A 20,004-nucleotide genomic window follows, 5' to 3' on the forward strand; every position below is an offset into this window, starting at 1 on the left:
ACGTTGACGTTTGTTTTCTTGCTTGAGAAATTGCCAATAGATGGGTTCAAATTTTTTGAAAAAATCATCAACAATACAAAAAATTTCTGTAAAATCGTACATGGTAGTTAGAGCCTTTGGGTTGTGTCGTAACTTTCTAAATGGCTCTAACTACCTTTTTTTCAAGGGCTTTTCTTATCCGTAATTCGGGTTAAGTATTGAATTTATCTTCTCTTGTGTCATACATGGCTCGGAGCAAGAAGATGAGGGACTAATAATTATAGTTTGAATTGGACATTTGCAAGAAGTCTAATCATCTTCCATAGCTTCAACACTAATTCATTATAAAAATAAATGACTTTGCGGTAAGATAAAATCCATTACAGATTATACGTATTTCGATTGAATCTTTTGAAGTCGAATACCTCATAAAAAGGATCAAGGCATGCAACAAAAAGTGATCATTGTAGGCGGTGGTATGGTCGGGCTAAGCTTAGCCTTGATGTTGGCTAAGTCAAACATTGCAGTGAAGTTGCTAGAAGCGATTCAATACCCCAATTATGACGATGCTAACCTTGCGCCGTATCATTCCAGTTTTGATGCACGTAACAGTGCCTTGTCGCGTCGCAGCGTGCAAATTTACCAAGAGCTAGGTTTATGGGATGCCTTGCAAGAACATGCTACGCCTATTTTAGAAGTTCAAATTACCGAACAAGGTAGTTTTGGCAAGGCACGTTTATTGGCCGAACAAGAAAAAGTCGAAAGCTTTGGTCAGGTGATTGAAAATGCATGGTTAGGTCGAGTGTTGTTGACCGAAGTACGTAAACAACCTTTGATTGAATTGATTGATGGTGTGCAGGTCACCAGTCTTAAACAAGATGCAGATTTTGCCTATATTGAAGCGGTACGTGGTCAGGAACAATTACAGCTTGCTGCCAAACTACTGATTGCTGCCGATGGTCGTGATTCTTTCTGCCGTAAAGCCTTGGGCATTGGTGCATCGGAACATGATTATGACCAAGTAGCGATTGTGACCACAGTGCAAACCTCCAAGCCGCATGCGCATGTGGGTTTTGAGCGTTTTAGTCATTTAGGGCCTTTGGCGTTGCTGCCCCTGCCAGGTGAATATCGCCGTTCTGTGGTGTGGCCTGTGCCAAAAGGTACAGAACATGAATGGATTGGCGATGAAAATGATCAACACTTTTTAAATGCCTTGCAACAAGCCTATGGTGACCGTGCAGGGAAGTTTGAAAAAACAGGACGTCGTTTTAGTTTTCCATTGTCACAAGTTCTGGCAGAAAAACAGGCGGTTGGTCGCGTTGTACTGATGGGTAATGCAGCGCATACCATTCACCCAGTCGCAGGGCAGGGCTTTAACTTGTGTATGCGAGATGCTTACGTATTATTGCGTTATCTCACCGAACAGGCGGCACAGTCAGCAGATTTAGGCGATGCTGCAATGCTGCGTGACTATGAACAATCGCGTTTGAAAGATCAACAGCGAGTCATTAAATTCTGTGACAGCGTGGTACGTGGATTTAGCAATCAAAACCCAATCCTGAAATTTATGCGTAATACAGGCTTAGTCGCGTTTGATACCATTCCAGGCATTAAACCTTTGGTCGCCAATTATGCCATGGGGTTAAAAGCATGATCACAGCAAATCAACAAACGCAAGTGTTAGATGTCGTCATTATTGGTGGCGGCTTGGTGGGAGGCTTAACTGCACTTTTATTGGCACAAGGGGGTGTGCAGGCTACAGTTTTAGATGCCGCACCTATTTTAGATGCAGAGAAAACCCTTGCAGTTGCCAATCCGCGTGTATTGGCTTTAAGTCAGGCCACCATCCACCTGTTAAAAACAGTCAATGTCTGGTCTAAACTGGCGCGACATATGCCGTATAGCGGCATGCAGGTTTGGAATAAAAATGGCTATGGCGAAATTAACTTTGGGGCAAGTAACGAACGTACACCCGCTATTGAGCAGGCTCTGGGTTCAATGGTCGAGCCAAGCATTTTAAATCTAGCGATTCAGCAGCAAATGTTGCAACAAGTGCAAGATTATCGAACACAAGTCAAAGTGACCCGTTTAGAGCATGGTGTTGGCGTTTGGCACATTTATTTGGCCGATGGTACACAATTACAGACTAAGCTAGTCATTGGCGCAGATGGTGCTAACTCCTTTGTGCGCGAACAAGCCTTTATTGATTTTGATGTGTTGGATTATCGTCAGGCAGGTCTAACCTGTGCAATTCGTACTGCGCAGCCGCATCAGCATGTTGCACGTCAAATTTTCTTAGAAACTGGTCCTTTGGCCTATTTACCGATGGCAAGTTTACACGCCGAGCAGGAAAGGCATTGGCAGTCGATTGTTTGGACTTTGCCTGATGACTATGCCGAAGAATATGCCAAACTGAATGATGACGACTTTACCCAACTTTTGACTCGTGAAAGTCATCACATGCTTGGGGAAGTCTTAGAGGCAACCCCACGTGCTATTTTCCCACTGAAAGCACGTGCAGCGCAGCGTTATGTGCAAGATGGTTTGGCACTTATTGGTGATGCCGCGCATGTAATTCATCCGCTTGCAGGGCAGGGCGTGAATATTGGTTGTCTGGATGCAGCCGTACTGTGCGATGTGTTGTTGCATGATTTCAAACGTGGTGTTTGGGCGCATGAGCAAACTTTAAAGCGTTACGAGCATCGTCGTAAAGGACAAAATGATGCCATGATGCATAGTATGTCTGCGATTGGCTGGATGGAAACCACCACTTTATTCCCTGTGGTGTGGGCACGTAACTTTGGTTTAAAACAGGTGGAGCAGCTGCCTGCGTTAAAAGATGCCTTTATGTCACAAGCCAGTGGATTAAGCCTGCTTAAAGACACACGCTACGCGGTTTAAAGCAAAACAGTCGTTTTTTGTACGGTCATACATACCTGATTACGAATTTGGTTAAAAAAGATACGTTTTTTTTAATCTAGACTCTATGCGAAAGGCCAAGAGATTGCTAAATTTCATCGTAATTCATAACCAGTTTTCACTTGGACTAAATTGAAGTCATTTGTGGGGAGATTAAGATGACGGACATGAACGATTACGATGATGTAGAAGATTCAACTGTAGACGAAGATGAAGCGAAAGCGGCTGAAAAAGGTGCAGCAGAATCAGAAGAAGGTGCTGTAGATGGTGATCTTGCAGAAGCAGAAACTCTCACTGTAACTGCCAAACTGAAACAGCGTCAGGCATTGGAAGATGAAGTGGCTGCATTTTTGGCACGTGGCGGAAAAATTACCGAAGTGCCACCAGATGAGTCTGCGCGCGACTAATCTGTTGAACGTGCTTGCTGAACTTGTTGATTGAATTTATTCGTTGAACTGTTGAGTGAGTTAGGGCGGGATGCTTACTATGCAGGCTGCTCTAATGTTTATCACTTCAAGATAAAAAAGCATCACCTTGTATAAAGGGTGATGCTTTTTTTATGCGCGATGATCGTCATCACTGTTATTGTTCAATCGGCTTATTCGGCTGCTTGGCTTAATTCCAATGCACGTTGATAGGCAATTTTCTTTTTAATCCCTGTTAGATCAGCCGCCAATTGTGATGCTGCTTTTACCGATAAATCTTGCAATAAACGCTGCAATAGCTGATCTAATTTTTCTTGTTCCAGGTCTTTTTCTTCGCTCGCTCCACCGACCACCAATACAATTTCACCTTTTTGTTGATGATGATCTGCTGCGATAAATTCAAGCAATTCGCCCAAAGTCATTTTTTTAATGGTTTCAAAGGTTTTGGTAATTTCACGGGCAAAGCCAACAGGGCGATCTGCACCAAACACGGCAGCCATATCTTTGACTGAATCTAAAATTCGATGTGGTGCTTCATAAAAAATCAGGGTTTGGGTTTCATCTTTTAGCTTTTCAAGTTGTTGTAATCGCTGTGACTGTTTAGAAGCGAGAAATCCCTGAAAACTAAAGCGATCACTTGGTAAGCCAACCGCACTGAGCGCTGCAATGGCTGCACATGCACCCGGCACAGGAATCACACGAATACCATTGGCTTGTGCTGCACGAACCAGTTTAAAACCTGGGTCGCTAATCAGTGGTGTACCTGCATCGCTAATGAGCGCAATATCTTCGCCATTGAGTAATTTTTGGACTAAAATATCAATCTTGTTGCTTTCGTTGTGTTCATGGCAGGCTGTAAGCGGAGTTGAAATATTAAAATGTTTCATTAATTGTGCAGAGGTGCGGGTATCTTCAGCGGCAATTAGGCTGACCGATTTGAGCACATCAATTGCACGGTAGCTCATATCATCTAAGTGACCAATTGGGGTAGCAACAACAAATAACTGGGCACTCATTGAGTTTTCTCCGTGGGAAATAGCAAACTAAAATAAAAATGATGGAACACGAAACAACAGCAGTATTGGCTTGCGTCTGATACAAGTTACAGACCAAGCGCTTATTCTACCTGAATTGCAGTCTGGCGTGTGAAACTCGCGTCATCGCACTTCAGCGAATACTACGATTGCGCACCATAACAAAATAAAAAAAATCGGATATAGCATGAATCAAAAAACGCTGCAGCAAAGCATTGGCACATGGGCAGAGCAGACGGCTTGGCAATATTTACATCAACACGGTTGGCGTATGCTGGAGCAGAATTATCACAGTGTTTTTGGTGAAATAGATGGTATTTTTATTCAAGCAGAACAACTGATTTTTGTAGAAGTTAAAGCGCGTTCGCAAACTGGCTATGGCAAAGCCTACGAAGTGGTGTCTGCATCTAAGCAGCGTAAAATTATGAAAACCGCCATGCAGTTTTTAACAGAATATCCACACTATTCAGAATATTATTGTCGTTTTGATGTGATTTGCTTTGATTTTTCTCAGCAATTTGCAAAAACAGTACAGCAAGACTTTTCCAAATTCCCGTATGATTTGCAATGGATTGAAAATGCTTTTACTTTTGATGCAGACTTGATTAATCTTTGAGTGAAATTTAAAGCAAAAGCATCAGTCGGTGTATTGTTGATCGTGCAAATCTAAGGATGAAATGCACAGCACAAGCCAGAATTGAAAGAAAATAATAGGAGTCTTGCTGAGTGTTCAAGCGTATTGCAGTGACCTTGCTGTGTGTAGCAAGTTTATCGGGTTGTGCAAGTTTTATTTCAAGTGGCACAGGCACTGCGCCAGTGGGTACAGAAAGTGGTGCACGCTCACTTGGGCAAGTGTTTATAGATAACTCTATTGAACGTACTGCAAAAATTAATTTATATAAACTGGATTCACGTTTTAAACAATCACGTGTCAATATAGAAAGTTTTCATGGCAATGTGTTGTTGACAGGGCAAGTGCCTGACGCGCATTTAAAACAGTTGGCAGAAGACAATGTGCGTGCCATGAGTGATGTAAAAACCATCCACAATTATATTACAGTGGGTAATCAAATCAGCTATAGCACCATTATGCAGGACACCACGGTTACTGCAAATACCCGTGGTTTGATTATGAAAGCACCTGTGGTGTCAGACAGCAAAGTGCGTATTCATACCGAAGATGGTGTGTTGTATGTGATGGGACGTTTAAACAATGCAGAATTGCAGGATTTAAACCAAGTGCTACAACAAGTGGGCAATGTCACTAAAATTATTACCCTGATTGATAATATTGAGCTACAACCGAGCAACAATGCGAACTTTGTCAGCCCAATGGTTGCTCCAGAAACACAAACGCCAGTCGCGATTGACCCAGATCAGGTTGAACCGACACATGTTCAATAATGTGGAACACTGGTTTAAACAACTGAATAAAACTTTAGAACAGGCGAAACGTATTTATGAAGAATTTCGCCTGTATAGTTTGGGCAGCTATGCGCTGAACCGTTTAACCCCACGTCAGGGTTATACCGTTCAAAGCAATATTGCTTATGGTTTACGTGCGCGACATCGTCTGGATTTGTACCGCACTACAACACCACGCCCGCAGTGTCCACTCATGGTGTTTGTGCATGGTGGGGCATGGTCACGTGGCGATAAGCAGGATTATCGTTTTGTGGGCGAAGCTTTTGCAAAAGAAGGCTTTGATGTTGCGGTGATGAACTATCAACTCGCGCCACAGCATATTTTTCCCACCTATATTGATGATTTAACTCTTGCACTGAATTACTTGACTCAGCAGCAACACAAACTGGGTATTTCTACGGCACAGGTGGTATTGATGGGACATTCGGCTGGGGCATTTAATGTGATGTCCTTGTTGTACCATCCCCAGCCCTATGCTTTAAGCTGTAAAGATCACATTCGTGCGATTATTGGTTTGGCAGGGCCTTATCATTTTGATTATAAGGATGATCCGCTATGTGCCGATGCCTTTGATCAAGAGGTGCCGTATCAGGATGTGATGCCGTATTATTTTGTGGAGTCGAATTCAGTCAAACACTATTTATTGGTGGCAGAAAAAGATCAAATTGTGGGGGCAAGTAATGCCACAGACTTCGACCACGTATTAAAGAAATATGGCAATCATAGTGAAATTATTGTCATTCCAAAAACAGGGCATGTCAGTGTTATGGCATCGGTGTCGAGTTTGTTTAGTCGTTTCTTTGCGACCAAACGCCAAATTATGCGTGCTTTAGATCAGGCACTTAAAGATGCGTGATGTTGATTGATCCTCCGCATTGAATTGAAATGGTCATAAAAAAACCGTTGCAGCTTATAGAGTGCAACGGTTTTTTTAATGCAAGACTGCAAATTAGATTTATAACCACGCTTTGGTATCATCAGCCACAGGCGTGCCTTGAGTCACATGCATAATCATGGCATGGGCGATACTGCCTTTAAATGGAATATCAGGTAGTTGATCAAATTTAAAGAACTGCGCATCACGAATTTCTTCTTCCTGTAACTGAATTTCACCGTCTGCATATTCAGCTTTAAAGGCGATCATTAAGTTACTTGGAAAAGGCCACGGCTGGCTGGCAAGATACTGAATATTTTTAAGCTGCACACCCACTTCTTCAAAAGTTTCACGACGCACTGCTTCTTCCAGCGTTTCACCCACTTCAACAAAGCCTGCAATTAAACCGTAAATCGGCAGTTTATTGCGTGCATTACGCGCCAATAAGACTTCATCTTCACCACGGGTAATGACCGTAATGACACATGGATTTACGCGCGGATATTGGTGATAGCCACAAGCCGGGCAGACCATGGCATATTGAGTCGCATGGACTTCGGTTTTATGACCGCAATGGCTGCAGAATTTGTGGTTGCGACGCCATTCGAGTAACTGAATAGCACGGCTGGCTTGTTCAAACTGTTGGGTGTTCCAGACTTGTAAAAGTTGTCGGATAGGCACCAGTTGAAAGCCTTCAGGAATGGATTCATCTTCAAGCAGATCTCGGGCAATCACTTGATCACCCGAGCTAAAACTTAAATCACTTGCCAACTTTTCCACACGTGGTAATTGGAAGTTTTCATCGACCAAAAGTTGTTGTTGCTGAAAAATATATGCAAGTGAGAGTTCAGTCATTAGGCTACAGTTTTCAATTTTTCACTACTGTCCAATGCTACCTTAAACATGCTTTGTAGAACAGGTTGTTTGTTCTTTAAATTGTCAATCAGCATGTCTGCACTGGCAAGCGTATCTAAGATATTGTTGACTTGTTCAGCAGTTAAGTTTTGTCCTGCTTCGACTTGTGCATGTACAAAATCTGCAGATACTTTTAGTGCTTTTTGACCACTTTCAGCATTCAAGAACAACATTGCCCCTGCAACTTCACGAATTTGCGCTGAAGTATGCTCTAAATCTGCAACACTTTGAGTTTGTAGGTGCTGTGTCAGTGTTTGCGTGATTAAGTCAATCAGTAACTTGGTTTCAGTCAGCAAGGCTTCGTGTGCTTCATCTAAACGATCTAGCGAAATGTTCATGTTATTCACACGTAACTGCAAACGGCTAGAGGTGTGGTGACGTTCAAGCACACCGATTGAGTTCATGGCCGATAAAATCACGTTCATTAATTGCTGGGCAAAGTTTTCATCTTTGAGTAATTCAGGACGGCTTAATGATTCAGCTTGGCGTTGTAAGTCCAAATGCGCTTCATTTAAGTTCAAGACTTTAAACAAGTTTGCTAACTCTGTTAATTTGCCTTGTAATTCCAGCGTTTTTTCAGGACTCATGTTTTGATAGTTGTATTCAATATCATTGCGAATTTGTGTCATTTCTGTGGTGACCAAATCGCTAATGGTATGCATGGTGTCAAAATCTGGACCATATAAATGACGGCTGAATACTTGGAGCTGCATGTCGGTGAGTAAGTCTTCACCAATATTCATTTGACTGCGAATATGTTGAGAAATTTCATCTTCTTGACTAATACACAGGCTCAACACATTCGCAAGATCAGACAAGCTGGCGGTAAAGCTTTCTGGCGTAGCAAAGTATTGACGCATATTGTGCTCAATACTAATAAAAGTACGCAAACGTGGCTCATTCAACAACAAGTTATCAATATGGTTAAAGGCAACGTGTACTAAGCCCCAATATTGCTGACTCGGATGTTGTTCTGCCAAACCTGCCAAATACGTTCCTACCAGTTTAATCGCTTGAAGATCAATGGCAGATTCTTCTTGCTTGAGCAGCTTATGTAATGACAGTTTATATAAGCGATGCACATAAGCCGACTTTTCTAAAGAAGGCACTTGCGGCAATTGGAAACTTGGAGTGATGCAGTCCAATAAAGTTTCAATATGCTGACCTTCCTGAGTCAATGGTTTACCCAATGCCAATTCTAAACGGTTTAAAGTGTCGAGTAGGAATTGTGGAATTTTAACTTCACGTAGGCAAATAAACTCAATATAACGCTTGAGCATGGTGGTGCCTTCGCTAAGTGCAATGACTTCCAGCGTGTTGATATTGCTTGGATTCCCCATAATTTTACGCATCAGCTCTGCTGAGTATTGCGCAATTTTTGCCAAGCTTTCCATATCAATTAAGGCTAAAACCTGAGCACACTGTTCAAACTGATTCAGTGCATCATCAATCCCAAAAGGCAAAGTTTGATCTTCTGCTAAGGTGCTTACTGCGGATTCAACCAGTTTGATAGAATTATCAACCTCATTTTTTATTATCAGTAAGGCAGTTGGATCAAAATGTATAGAGGTTTGGTAAGACATGGATCTGCACCTTTCCTAGTGTTTTATCTGTTTGTTGGTTCTTTGCAAAATACACAAAGTCCTATTTGCTTTAACTATAACTGAACTGGCAAATCTTTAAATACATAAAATTACAAAACTCGTAGATTTTATTTGGCAAAAAAGCAAGGTTTACCGTGTTTTTCTTCAAATTGTTTGACCCAATTCTCATGTGCAGCCAATTCTTCTTCTGATGGCAGAATCACAGCAAGATCAATATCAATGCTTAAACGATCACTTTGACGTTGCTGTTCTTCGCTTGCAGACAGAGCATCCATATCAAAGGCGACTTGTCCGCCAGTCATTGCCAAGTAAACATCGGCTAGAATTTCAGCATCTAGTAATGCGCCGTGGAACGTACGGTCACGCGCAGGAATTTCATAGCGTCTGACGAGCGCATCGAGTGAGTTTTTTTGCCCAGGATGCTTACTTTTTGCCATGAGCAGTGAGTCGGTCACTTCGCATACTTCGGACAAATTGCCCAACCCCGCACGACTGAACTCCATATCTAAGAAGTTCATATCGAAGGTGGCGTTGTGCGCAATAATTTCTGCACCTTTAAGATATTGATACAGCACATCGGCAATTTCGGCAAACTTGGGTTTGTCTTTTAAGAACTCATCTGAAATACCGTGAATGTTTTCTGATTCACCGACCAGTTTTTCAGGCTGAATATAAATGTGGATGGAACTGCCCGTGAGTTTACGGTTAATCATTTCCAGCGCACCGACTTCAATAATTCGGTCACCATCTTGATAGTAAAAACCTGTGGTTTCGGTATCCAGAATCAGTTGGCGCGGGCCGTGTAGCTCCATTGTGGCAGGGGTGACCACAATATGCGGATGCAATTGAGTTGTGTTCACTGCGTCAACGCGAGCTGATGGATTGGTTTTTTCTGTTTCAGTTTCATCTGTAATGGTTGATTCAGTTGCAGGCACGTTGGTTTCTGCTTCAATGACATGAACAGATGCGCTGATTTCGAGTTCCGTGTCGGTTGCCTGATGAGCTTCCTGAAGCGTATTTTGCATATCTTCTGTTTCAACCTCGGCATCATCGCCCATTAAATCAAAACCAAACGGGTCATCGAGCAACCAGTCAGATTCCGCTTTTTTTTTATCATGTTCTGCTATGTCTACTGCCGATGTGATTAAGGTTGCATTGAGGGTTGGGTTTGAGTCTGCGGTTTTTAACATTTTGCTGACTTGATCTGCACCCACATTGGCGAGTTGATCTGCCATTTCATTACCTGCATGTCCTGCGTGACCTTTAATCCAGTGCCATTCAATTTCACGACCTTGACAGACCGCATCTAATTTTTGCCAAAGGTCAGGGTTTTTGACATCTTTCCAGTTTTTCTTTTTCCAACCGTGAATCCACTCGGTAATGCCTTGTTTGACGTAATTGGAGTCAGTCCAAATAATCAGCTTGGCATCCATTGGGCAAAATAAAATGCCTTCAATCGCTGCAGTCAATTCCATACGGTTATTGGTGGTTTGAGCTTCGCCACCATATAATTTATGTTCTTCTTGTTCGGTAACAATATACGCACCCCAGCCACCCAAGCCAGGATTACCACGACAAGCACCATCAACATATAAAGTGATTGTTTGAGACATAAATCAGATCCGCAGGTTGTGCAAAATAAATCAAAATGAAAAGCTATTGTATATCGCAAATTCGGTTTAGACGTGTAAATCCTGTCTATTTTTTAATTTCTTGTAACATTTATAGACGAAACGCGCTAAATTAATGCCTTGTGTCGTTGTCTAGCTCTACTACAATGGCAAGTCTAAAAAATAATTTATATACGAGTTGTTTGGATTTTTTTATGTATAAACCAACCACGCGCATGTGGCAGCCGACTTTACCTTCATTTTTAAAAATTACAGTTTTAGGTTCAGCATTGGCTGCCCTTGGCTTGATGACGGGCTGTAGCTCGACGCAGGGTGCGAGCAAGCCACTCACTTCAAGTCAGGTCGGTTCGGGTTATTTAGATGCCAGTACTTTAGATGGTCTGGAAGATTTACTCTCTGCAACCGATATGCGCGCGGTAGAAGGTGACCGTTTATTAATTTTAAAACACGGTGATGTCTGGAAGCGTATGACCGTTGGTTTCAAAATGGATTTAAACCATTGGAACCCACGTATTGAAGCGCAGCGAGGCTGGTTTATTTCACGTCAACCGTATTTGGATCGTTTAAGTGCGCGTGCGTCACGTTATTTGTATCACACGGTTAAAGAAGCTGAACGTCGTGGTATGCCAACTGAATTGGCGTTGTTACCTGTGATTGAAAGTTCCTATGACCCTGCAGCAACCAGTAGCGCAGCTGCCGCAGGTTTATGGCAGTTCATTCCAAGTACAGGGCGTATTTACGGCTTAAAACAAACTTCGATGTACGATGGTCGCCGAGATGTCGTGGAGTCGACTCGTGCTGCCTATGAGTTTTTGGGCAGTTTGTATAATCAGTTTGGTTCTTGGGAATTGGCATTGGCGGCTTATAACGCAGGCCCGGGTCGTATTCAACAAGCCATTAACCGCAATAAAGCTGCAGGTTTACCAACCGATTATTGGTCTTTAAAACTGCCGCAAGAAACCATGAACTATGTGCCGCGTTTCTTGGCGGTAGCACAAATTATTAAAAGCCCGCATGCTTATGGCGTGTCTTTACCCCCAATTGCCAACCGTCCACACTTCCGTGAAATTAATGTGGGCGCGGTGAATTTAAATGATGTGGCCAATATTACCGGTCTCAGCCGTGCCGAACTGTATTCGCTTAACCCTGGACATCGTGGGGATCGGATTGACACCCAAAGTCCAATGCGTATTTTGATTCCTGCAGATTTAAGCCCAACAGTCGATGCACGATTGAAAAAACTACAAGGTGGTGGCGGTTTATGGGCAAGCAATAGCAGCAACACACCATCGTTTTCATCTTCTGGTGTGACCATTACACCATCTAAATCTGAGCCACCTGCGTTAACGACCAGTACAACAACCAGAACGACTACAGGCAAGCCTGCTGCCTCTACGGCAGTCACAACTACCACTACACCAAGCACAGCATCGACTACAGCCAGTGTTTCAAAACCAGCAACGACTACGCCTACACGTTTGTCACGTACGCCACAAGGTTCGGACGCTTTGGCAGCATTTGCTGCGGGTAGCGATATTCCAAGTGCGCCGCGTATTCCTGTTGCTGTTACACCTGCTGCCAATATTCAGCCTGTGCGGATTGAACCACCAATTTCCAATACTGAGCGTGAGCAAATTCTTGCAGCAGTGCAGGCAGAAGGTAGCAATAAAACTGTAGAAGAAGTGTTGCAGCCTGTGGCTTCTAAAGCAGAACAAGAACAACTTGTGGCTGAGTTAAAACAAATTGCGCCTCAAGGCACTGAAATTGTTGATCCATACGATGGAAAAATTAAGCTGACCGCTATTCAGACCAGTCTGTCTGTTGCAGAGCAGCAAGGTAAAGAATTAACCAAAGGTTTTGCTTACCCGAAAAGTGTGGCAGAAAATACGCGCCTAGATTCAGAAGAAGCAAAGCGTAACCAAGGTAAGAATTATGTGCGTACGGAGTCTGAAGTGGTGGTCGTACCACCAAAAGGCAAACGTACCACGTACACCGTGTTAGCGGGGGACACCTTGGCCAGTATTGCCATGAAAAATGGCTTGAACTGGCGTGATATTGCCAAGTGGAACCAAATTGCTCCAGATGCAACTTTGTATGTGGGCACCAGTATTTATTTATACGACGCCAAGCCACAAGTACAGGCAGAGCCTGCTAAGCCAAAAACCATGCCTGAGCAATACGTGGTGCAAGCCAATGATACCTTAACAGGTGTCGCCAGTCAGTTTGGTTTAACTGTAAAACAATTGGCAGATTTTAATAACTTAAGCACCACCAGTGGCTTATTTGTAGGGCAGCGTCTAAGTTTAAAAGAAACGGCTGCATCTAAAGCCAAAGCAGAAGCCGACAAAAAAGCCGCAGAACAGGCTGCAAAAATCGCAACCAAAACTTACGTAGTGAAGCGTGGCGAATACTTAAAACTGATTGCAGACCGTTATGCCTTGTCAAATCAGGAATTGGCTGATTTAACTCCAGGTTTAAACGCGAACAGTAGCTTATTGGTTGGGCAACGCATTAATGTGCCTGTAAATGAAGTGACTGCACAAAAAACGGAAGCGAGCAAAGCTGAAGCCAGTAAGTCAGAAACAAAAGCAGCAGAGCCAAACTATCCGACTGAAAACTACCAAGTACAGCGTGGTGATACTTTATCGAGCATTGCCAACCAAGCCAAAATTTCTTTGGCAGAGCTCGCCAGTTTAAATAATATAAGCACGCAAAGCGGTGTGCGCATTGGTCAAACCCTCAAAGTGCCTGCAGGTGTCAATGTGCCTGAGCGTTATACGGTACAACGTGGCGATACCTTATCGGCGATTTCGACAAAATATAATCTCAGCCAAGACTATATTGCAGACTTAAACAATCTAAGCCGTAACAGTGGTTTAAGAGCAGGACAAATTCTTAAACTCACGGGTGATGTTCCTGAGAAAAAAGCCCAAGTTGAAGCGGTGGCTGAAACCACCAATGATATTCACGTGGTCAAAGCAGGGGAAACTTTAAGCAGTATTGCGCGCCAATATAAATTGCAATTGAATTATTTGGCAGAGCTGAATGACCTTTCACGTACTGCCAATGTCCGCATTGGACAACGCTTAAAAGTCGATGCCAGCGCTGCAAAAAATGAAGTAAAAACAGAGGTCGTAAGTGCTGCGAAAAGCAGCAGTAGTAAAGCCACCGAAACTTATACCGTTAAAAGTGGTGAGTCTTTAAATTCGATTGCCAGCCGTGTGGGTGTGTCGGTTGCAGAATTGGCGAGTTTAAATAACTTAACGCCACGTTCAGGTTTACGCATTGGACAAAATATTCAAGTTCCCAAAACCGTAACTGAATATAAAGTGAAACGTGGGGATACGCTGATTGGCTTATCCAGTCGTTATGGCATCGACACCAAAGCATTGGCAGATTTAAATGATATGCAGCCAAATACTCAATTGCGTATTGGCGATGTGATTAAAGTCCCGAATCTGTAAAGTTTAATCCTGAGGATGTCATGTTTTGACGGCATCCTCAGGAATACTGCACAAGGAGCTGTGTGCATGTCATTTGCCATAAAAAAGACACATCAATATCTGGGCTGTATTTTAGGTTGTGTGGTCTTGCCGCAGTTTGGATGGGCTGCGTTACAAACCACGCCCTATATTGCCGTACATAGCCAGCCTCAGTATGTGGGGCGCTCGGCTATGCCTTATGCCAACCCGCAAGCGCCCAAAGGTGGCGATTTAATTCGTGCCAGTAATGGCACTTTTGATAATTTAAATGACATGAATGGCAAGGGCAGCTCAACCGATGGGGTGAGTTTTATATTCGATTCACTCATGAGCAGTTCTTTAGATGAGCCGGGGGTGATGTATCCCTTATTGGCAGAAAAAGTCAGCTATGACCCCAAGCAAACTGCATTTGTCATTTTTCATTTAAATCCTAAAGCTAAATTTAGTGATGGCAGCCCAGTTACAGCAGATGATGTGAAATTCAGTTTTGATGCTTTTCAGACCAAGTCTAATCCAGGTTTGCAAATGTATTTATCCGATTTAGATAAAACCACGGTCTTGTCTAAGCATCAGGTTAAAGTCAGTTTTAAATCCACTAACAATGCAGAAATGCCGCTGATTTTGTCGCAAATGCCAATCTATTCTAAAAAAGACTGGCAAAAGCGTGACTTTACCCGCATCACACTAGAACCGATTTTAGGTTCAGGGCCGTATCTTATTGAGCGGATTGATGCAGGGCGCAGCATTACTTATAAGCGTAATCCAAATTATTGGGGCAAAGATTTACCCGTAAATAAAGGGCGCTATAATTTTGACCGCCTGAAGTATGTTTATTATCGCAATCTGGATATTGCCTTCGAAGGGTTTAAGTCGGGGCAATACACGTTGCATGAAGAATATACCGCACGAAAATGGGTCACTGAATATCGTTTTCCTGCTGTGAATGCGGGCATGGTGGTCAAGCATAAATTTCAGCACCAAAACCCAATTCCGACCCAAAGTTTTGTTTTTAATACCCGTAGACATGCGTTTCAGGATATTCGTTTTAGGCAGGCTTTAACCTACGCTTATGATTTTGAATGGCAAAACAAAGCCTTGTTTTATGGGCAATATCGCCGTTTGCAAAGTTATTTTTCTAACAGTGAATTAGAAGCCAAAGGCACACCTTCAGCCGCAGAATTGTCTGTTTTAAAACCCTATTTGGCCAAGCTGCATCCTATTCAACGCCAAGGCGTATTGCAAAATTGGCAGTATCCTGTGACTGATGCCAGTGGCTTTAACCGTAACGGCTTGCTTAAAGCCCGTGAATTGCTTTTGAAAGCGGGTTATCGTTTTCAGCAAGGTAAATTGGTCGATGCCAAAGGCAAAGCCATTCAAATTGAATTTTTAATTCATCAGGATGGTTTGCAACGCACATTAGTGCCTTTTGTGCGCAATATGAAACGTCTGGGCGTTACGGTAAATATTCGGCATGTCGATGTGCCGCAATATATTGAACGCATGCGCCGTGCCGATTTTGATATGACCACCAGTGTCATGCCGCAATCTTTAAGTCCAGGCAATGAGCAAGCACAGCTTTGGAGTAGTGCTGCCGCAGATCAACCAGGAAACTATAATTACGCAGGCATTAAAAACCCAGTAATTGATGAAGTGGTACAACAGTTGATTCGTGCGCCTAATCGTGAACAATTGATTGTGCGTACCAAAGTTTTGGATCGTTTATTGCGTGCGGGGTATTATCAAATTCCAACCTATGGCAAAGGTGAAAACTGGTATGCCTATTGGAATATGTATCGTCAGCCCGCCATCAAACCTAAACTATCGGCAGGAATTGATTATTGGTGGAGTGATGCTGCCCAAGCCAAGAAAGTTGCACATTATTTACGTCAACAATAACGATTTTAAAACTCAAGCATGACAGTGTTTGCGATAAACCAAAACATTGCCAAAAGGTAAGTACATGGGCACATACATACTCAAAAGATTGCTCCTGATTATTCCAACCTTGTTTTTCATTTTATTGATTAACTTTGTGGTGATTCAAATTGCACCGGGCGGTCCAGTCGAACAGGCGATTCAGCAAGCCGAAGCCTTTCAGGGCATGGGGGCGACAGGCGGTGAAACTGCTGCAACCTCCAATAGCAGCAATTATCAAGGTGCTAAAGGTTTAAGTGATGAAATGGTCGCAAAAATCGAAGCGCAATATGGATTCGATAAACCTGCACATGAACGCTTTTGGCAAATGCTCACCAGCTATGTGCAGTTCGATTTTGGCACCAGCTTTTTTAAAGATAAACCTGTGACCCAATTGTTATGGGAAAAATTACCTGTATCGCTATCTTTAGGTTTATGGAGCACCTTGCTGATTTATTTAATTTCTATTCCTTTAGGCATTAAAAAAGCCCGTCAGCATGGCTTGTTGTTTGATAAAGCCACTTCTATTTTGTTGGCGATTGGCTATGCCATTCCTGCGTTTGCCTTTGCTATTTTACTGATTGTATTTTTTGCAGGCGGTTCATATTTTCAGTGGTTTCCTTTACAGGGTTTGGTGTCTGAAAACTTTGCTCAATTGAGTCTGTGGGGAAAAATCACCGATTATTTTTGGCACATGACTTTGCCTTTATTGGCGATGGTGATTGGTGGTTTTGCAGGGCTGACCTATCTGACCAAATATTCATTTATGGAAGAATTAAACAAACAATATGTGTTGGCGGCACGTTCTAAAGGTCTTACTGAATCGCGTGTGTTATATGGGCATGTGTTTCGTAATGCCATGCTGATTGTGATTGCAGGTTTACCCGAAGCGTTGGTGAGTATTTTCTTTGTTGGAAATTTATTCATCGAAATTATTTTTAATTTAGATGGATTAGGCCTGCTTGGTTTTGAGGCGATTGTACAGCGTGATTATCCTGTAATTTTTGGCACTTTGTTTATTTTTACCTTATTGGGCTTAATTCTACGCTTAATCAGCGATGTGTTATATCAGGTGATTGACCCACGTATTAGTTTTGAATCGCGAGGGGCAAAATAATGTCACCGATCATGCAGGCGCGTGTGCAGCGTTTTAAACAGAATAAATTGGGTTTTGGTTGTTTCATTGTCTTTATCATTATTTTTGTGTTGTCTTTGGCGGCAGAACTGATTGCCAATGATAAACCGTTATTGGTCAAATATGAGCAATCTTTATATCTGCCAGTGTTCAAGGCTTATCCTGAAACGACCTTTGGCGGTGTATTTGAAACCGAAGCAGATTATAAAGACCCAGTGGTGCAACAACTGATTGCAGACCGAGGATGGGCAGTTTGGCCGCTCATTGAGTTTTCTTACCAGACCCCGAATTTAGATTTGGCCGTTCCTGTACCTTCTGCACCAACTGCACAAAATTGGCTAGGTACAGATGACCAAGGGCGCGATGTGTTGGCGCGAATTTTATATGGCTTGCGTGTATCGCTGTTATTTGGCTTTGCATTGACTTTTGCATCGGCAGCTTTGGGCATTTTGGTCGGGGCAATTCAGGGCTACTATGGCGGCTGGGTCGATTTAATTGGTCAGCGCGTTTTAGAGGTGTGGGGCGGTTTACCGATGCTGTTCATGGTGATGATTTTGGTCAGCATGTTTACCCCAAGTGTGTATTGGCTATTTGTGATTATGCTGTTATTTGGCTGGACGACACTGGTCGGCTTGGTTCGAGCAGAATTTTTACGCGCCCGAAATTTTGACTATGTCCGTGCAGCGCGAAGTTTAGGCGTAACCGATCGTACCATTATGTTTCGGCATATTTTACCCAATGCCATGAGTTCGAGTTTGTCGCAGTTGCCATTTATGCTAACCGCCAATATTACAGCTTTAACCGCACTGGATTTTTTAGGTTACGGCTTATCGCCCGATGCAGCATCTTTAGGGGAGTTGTTGTTACAAGGTAAAAATAATTTAAATGCACCGTGGTTGGCATTGTCAGGCTTTTTTACCTTAGCAATTGTGCTGTCCTTGTTAATTTATATTGGGGAGGCGACCCGTGATGCATTCGATCCAAGACGTTAATTCTTCAACTGCATCACAGCCTGCAGTATTGCTAACAGTCAGTCATCTGCGTATTCAGCAGCAACAGGTTTTATTGCACGATTTAAACTTTGAGCTGCATGCAGGCGAAACCATTGCTTTGGTTGGTGAAAGTGGTTCTGGAAAATCTATTAGTAGTTTGGCATTGCTGGGTTTATTGCCCGAACATTTACAGGTGCAAGGTCAGGCAGTCTTTGCAGAACAAGATTTACTTCGCCTTAAACCGCAACAATTGCGACAAGTTCGTGGTCAAAAAATTGCCATGATTTTTCAGGAACCAATGACGGCTTTAAATCCGTTGCATCGAGTGGAAAAAATTATTGGTGAAAGTTTATTACTCCAAGGTTGGAGCAAAGAAAAAACGCGTGCCCGGGTGCTGCAATTACTTGAAGATGTCGGCATTCCACAGCCTGAAGAAAAACTAAAGCGTTATCCACATGAATTATCTGGGGGGCAACGTCAGCGAGTGATGATCGCAATGGCGTTGGCACTCGATCCCGATATTTTAATTGCTGATGAACCAACTACGGCTTTAGATGTGACTTTGCAGGCGCAGATTTTGGATTTATTAAAAAGCCTGCAAGTGCGTCGTAATATGGCCATGATTTTGATCAGCCACGATTTGAATTTAGTCAAACACTATGCAGATCGGGTAATTGTAATGAATCAGGGGCGGGTCGAAGAACAGGGCAGTGTGGCAGATATTTTTAATAGACCGCAGCAAGCCTATACCCAAAACTTGTTGAATCATGATTTTGGTGAAGCTTTGCAGGTTGATGAGTTGCCGACCATTTTGGAGTTGGAGCAGGTTGCTGTGAAATTCCCGATTAAACAAGGCTTGCTGAATCGGGTTAAAGATTATGTGGTTGCGGTTGAGCCGTTAAGCTTGCAACTTCCGCAAGGTCAATCTATTGGTATTGTCGGTGAAAGTGGTTCGGGTAAAAGTTCATTGGCACTTGCAATTGCACGATTGATTGAAAGTGAGGGAAAAATTGAACTACTTGGGCAAGATCTGAATCAACTGAATGAACGCCAATTGCGTCCCTTACGTCAGCAGTTTCAAATTGTATTTCAAGACCCGTTTAGCAGCTTAAATCCACGTTTAAATGTGGAGCAAACCATTGGTGAGGGTTTGGCATTGCAACAATTGTCCAAGCCTGAAATCATCCAGCGCATTGATGAAGCTCTAAGCAAAGTGGAATTGCCTGTGAGTTTTAAACAACGCTATCCGCATGAATTGTCGGGTGGGCAACGTCAACGGATTGCATTAGCACGCGCGTTGGTGCTGCGTCCTAAACTGTTAATTATGGATGAGCCGACTTCTGCCTTAGACCGTACCACGCAACGTGCTGTCGTGCAGCTGTTACGCCGTTTGCAGCAGCAAGAACAGATGAGCTATTTGTTTATTAGCCACGATTTGCAAGTGGTGAAAGCACTGTGTCAAAAAGTGTTGGTGCTGCATCAAGCGAAAGTCATGGAATTTCAAGATACTGTACAGTTATTTAGCCATCCGCAAACAGAATATACCCGTCAATTGATTGCTGCCAGTGAGTATTAAACCTTCAATATTTTTAAACAGCTATTTCGGCTGGCTGACTTGTTTTACCATTTTGACAATAAGATTTGTCAAAATGGCATTGACCTGTTCCGAAAAATC

General features: G+C 42.9%; 15 protein-coding genes and 1 pseudogene. 11 read left to right on the plus strand and 5 right to left on the minus strand.

All coding sequences use genetic code 11. From position 1 onward, the window contains the following. Positions 1–102: pseudogene (locus F947_RS14460) on the minus strand (IS982 family transposase); the annotation flags it as partial. Between the two features lie 322 nt (positions 103–424). Here F947_RS14460 and ubiH point away from each other — a divergent pair. The 3 genes from ubiH to F947_RS04355 all read left to right on the plus strand — a co-directional run bounded on the left by ubiH (position 425) and on the right by F947_RS04355 (position 3,305). Continuing rightward, on the plus strand, positions 425–1,633 hold the full coding sequence (gene ubiH / locus F947_RS04345; protein WP_004972639.1) for a 2-octaprenyl-6-methoxyphenyl hydroxylase: 1,209 nt from the start codon (positions 425–427) through the stop codon (positions 1,631–1,633). Next, on the plus strand, positions 1,630–2,880 hold the full coding sequence (locus F947_RS04350) for an FAD-dependent monooxygenase (protein ID WP_004972641.1): 1,251 nt from the start codon (positions 1,630–1,632) through the stop codon (positions 2,878–2,880). The genes ubiH and F947_RS04350 overlap by 4 nt, the downstream gene beginning before the upstream one ends. Before the next feature lie 176 nt (positions 2,881–3,056). Next, entirely contained in the window at positions 3,057–3,305 is a 249-nt protein-coding gene (locus F947_RS04355) for a hypothetical protein (RefSeq protein ID WP_004972644.1), read from the plus strand. Between the two features lie 191 nt (positions 3,306–3,496). On the opposite strand, the gene rsmI is transcribed toward F947_RS04355, so the two are convergent. Then, positions 3,497–4,339, minus strand: a complete 843-nt coding sequence (rsmI, locus tag F947_RS04360; RefSeq protein WP_004972646.1) for a 16S rRNA (cytidine(1402)-2'-O)-methyltransferase — start codon at positions 4,337–4,339, stop codon at positions 3,497–3,499. Between the two features lie 205 nt (positions 4,340–4,544). On the opposite strand from rsmI, the gene F947_RS04365 reads away from it, so the two are divergent. The 3 genes from F947_RS04365 (at position 4,545) to F947_RS04375 (ending at position 6,638) form a co-directional block, all read left to right on the plus strand. After that, the gene (locus F947_RS04365; protein WP_004972647.1) at positions 4,545–4,973 is read left to right on the plus strand and encodes a YraN family protein; all 429 of its coding nucleotides are present in this window, start codon (positions 4,545–4,547) and stop codon (positions 4,971–4,973) included. Positions 4,974–5,083: 110 nt separating this feature from the next. Beyond that, positions 5,084–5,761, plus strand: a complete 678-nt coding sequence (locus F947_RS04370; RefSeq protein WP_004972649.1) for a BON domain-containing protein — start codon at positions 5,084–5,086, stop codon at positions 5,759–5,761. Continuing rightward, positions 5,751–6,638, plus strand: a complete 888-nt coding sequence (locus F947_RS04375) for an alpha/beta hydrolase (protein WP_004972651.1) — start codon at positions 5,751–5,753, stop codon at positions 6,636–6,638. Before F947_RS04370 ends, F947_RS04375 begins: the two co-directional genes overlap by 11 nt. Before the next feature lie 99 nt (positions 6,639–6,737). Here F947_RS04375 and nudC read toward each other — a convergent pair whose 3' ends face one another. From nudC to dnaQ, 3 genes are all read right to left on the minus strand, one after another. Continuing rightward, positions 6,738–7,511: an NAD(+) diphosphatase gene (nudC, locus tag F947_RS04380; protein WP_004972652.1), complete on the minus strand. Its 774-nt coding sequence runs from the start codon at positions 7,509–7,511 to the stop codon at positions 6,738–6,740. Next, entirely contained in the window at positions 7,511–9,154 is a 1,644-nt protein-coding gene (locus F947_RS04385; protein WP_004972653.1) for a hypothetical protein, read from the minus strand. The genes nudC and F947_RS04385 overlap by 1 nt, the downstream gene beginning before the upstream one ends. A gap of 128 nt (positions 9,155–9,282) precedes the next feature. After that, the gene (gene dnaQ, locus F947_RS04390) at positions 9,283–10,788 is read right to left on the minus strand and encodes a DNA polymerase III subunit epsilon (RefSeq protein WP_004972656.1); all 1,506 of its coding nucleotides are present in this window, start codon (positions 10,786–10,788) and stop codon (positions 9,283–9,285) included. A gap of 212 nt (positions 10,789–11,000) precedes the next feature. Between dnaQ and F947_RS04395 the strand changes: the two genes are divergently transcribed. The 5 genes from F947_RS04395 (at position 11,001) to F947_RS04415 (ending at position 19,905) form a co-directional block, all read left to right on the plus strand. Further along, complete coding sequence (locus F947_RS04395; protein WP_004972658.1) at positions 11,001–14,270, plus strand: lytic transglycosylase; 3,270 nt, start codon at positions 11,001–11,003, stop codon at positions 14,268–14,270. Positions 14,271–14,336: 66 nt separating this feature from the next. Further along, positions 14,337–16,184, plus strand: coding sequence for an extracellular solute-binding protein (locus tag F947_RS04400; protein WP_004972660.1), 1,848 nt, complete (start codon positions 14,337–14,339; stop codon positions 16,182–16,184). Positions 16,185–16,248: 64 nt separating this feature from the next. Continuing rightward, positions 16,249–17,319, plus strand: a complete 1,071-nt coding sequence (locus F947_RS04405; protein WP_004972662.1) for a microcin C ABC transporter permease YejB — start codon at positions 16,249–16,251, stop codon at positions 17,317–17,319. Next, entirely contained in the window at positions 17,319–18,329 is a 1,011-nt protein-coding gene (locus F947_RS04410; protein ID WP_004972664.1) for an ABC transporter permease, read from the plus strand. Before F947_RS04405 ends, F947_RS04410 begins: the two co-directional genes overlap by 1 nt. After that, positions 18,307–19,905, plus strand: a complete 1,599-nt coding sequence (locus F947_RS04415) for an ABC transporter ATP-binding protein (RefSeq protein WP_004972667.1) — start codon at positions 18,307–18,309, stop codon at positions 19,903–19,905. Before F947_RS04410 ends, F947_RS04415 begins: the two co-directional genes overlap by 23 nt. Positions 19,906–20,004 lie beyond the last annotated feature (99 nt).

Source organism: Acinetobacter towneri DSM 14962 = CIP 107472 (genome assembly GCF_000368785.1).
Lineage (GTDB): Bacteria > Pseudomonadota > Gammaproteobacteria > Pseudomonadales > Moraxellaceae > Acinetobacter > Acinetobacter towneri.

Bases quoted from the DNA above. Each gene is read 5' to 3' on its own strand.
- ubiH (WP_004972639.1), top strand. From the start codon at position 425: ATGCAACAAAAAGTGATCATTGTAGGCGGTGGTATGGTCGGGCTAAGC.
- F947_RS04350 (WP_004972641.1), top strand. From the start codon at position 1,630: ATGATCACAGCAAATCAACAAACGCAAGTGTTAGATGTCGTCATTATT.
- F947_RS04355 (WP_004972644.1), top strand. From the start codon at position 3,057: ATGACGGACATGAACGATTACGATGATGTAGAAGATTCAACTGTAGAC.
- rsmI (WP_004972646.1), bottom strand. From the start codon at position 4,339: ATGAGTGCCCAGTTATTTGTTGTTGCTACCCCAATTGGTCACTTAGAT.
- F947_RS04365 (WP_004972647.1), top strand. From the start codon at position 4,545: ATGAATCAAAAAACGCTGCAGCAAAGCATTGGCACATGGGCAGAGCAG.
- F947_RS04375 (WP_004972651.1), top strand. From the start codon at position 5,751: ATGTTCAATAATGTGGAACACTGGTTTAAACAACTGAATAAAACTTTA.
- nudC (WP_004972652.1), bottom strand. From the start codon at position 7,511: ATGACTGAACTCTCACTTGCATATATTTTTCAGCAACAACAACTTTTG.
- F947_RS04385 (WP_004972653.1), bottom strand. From the start codon at position 9,154: ATGTCTTACCAAACCTCTATACATTTTGATCCAACTGCCTTACTGATA.
- dnaQ (WP_004972656.1), bottom strand. From the start codon at position 10,788: ATGTCTCAAACAATCACTTTATATGTTGATGGTGCTTGTCGTGGTAAT.
- F947_RS04395 (WP_004972658.1), top strand. From the start codon at position 11,001: ATGTATAAACCAACCACGCGCATGTGGCAGCCGACTTTACCTTCATTT.
- F947_RS04400 (WP_004972660.1), top strand. From the start codon at position 14,337: ATGTCATTTGCCATAAAAAAGACACATCAATATCTGGGCTGTATTTTA.
- F947_RS04405 (WP_004972662.1), top strand. From the start codon at position 16,249: ATGGGCACATACATACTCAAAAGATTGCTCCTGATTATTCCAACCTTG.
- F947_RS04410 (WP_004972664.1), top strand. From the start codon at position 17,319: ATGTCACCGATCATGCAGGCGCGTGTGCAGCGTTTTAAACAGAATAAA.
- F947_RS04415 (WP_004972667.1), top strand. From the start codon at position 18,307: ATGCATTCGATCCAAGACGTTAATTCTTCAACTGCATCACAGCCTGCA.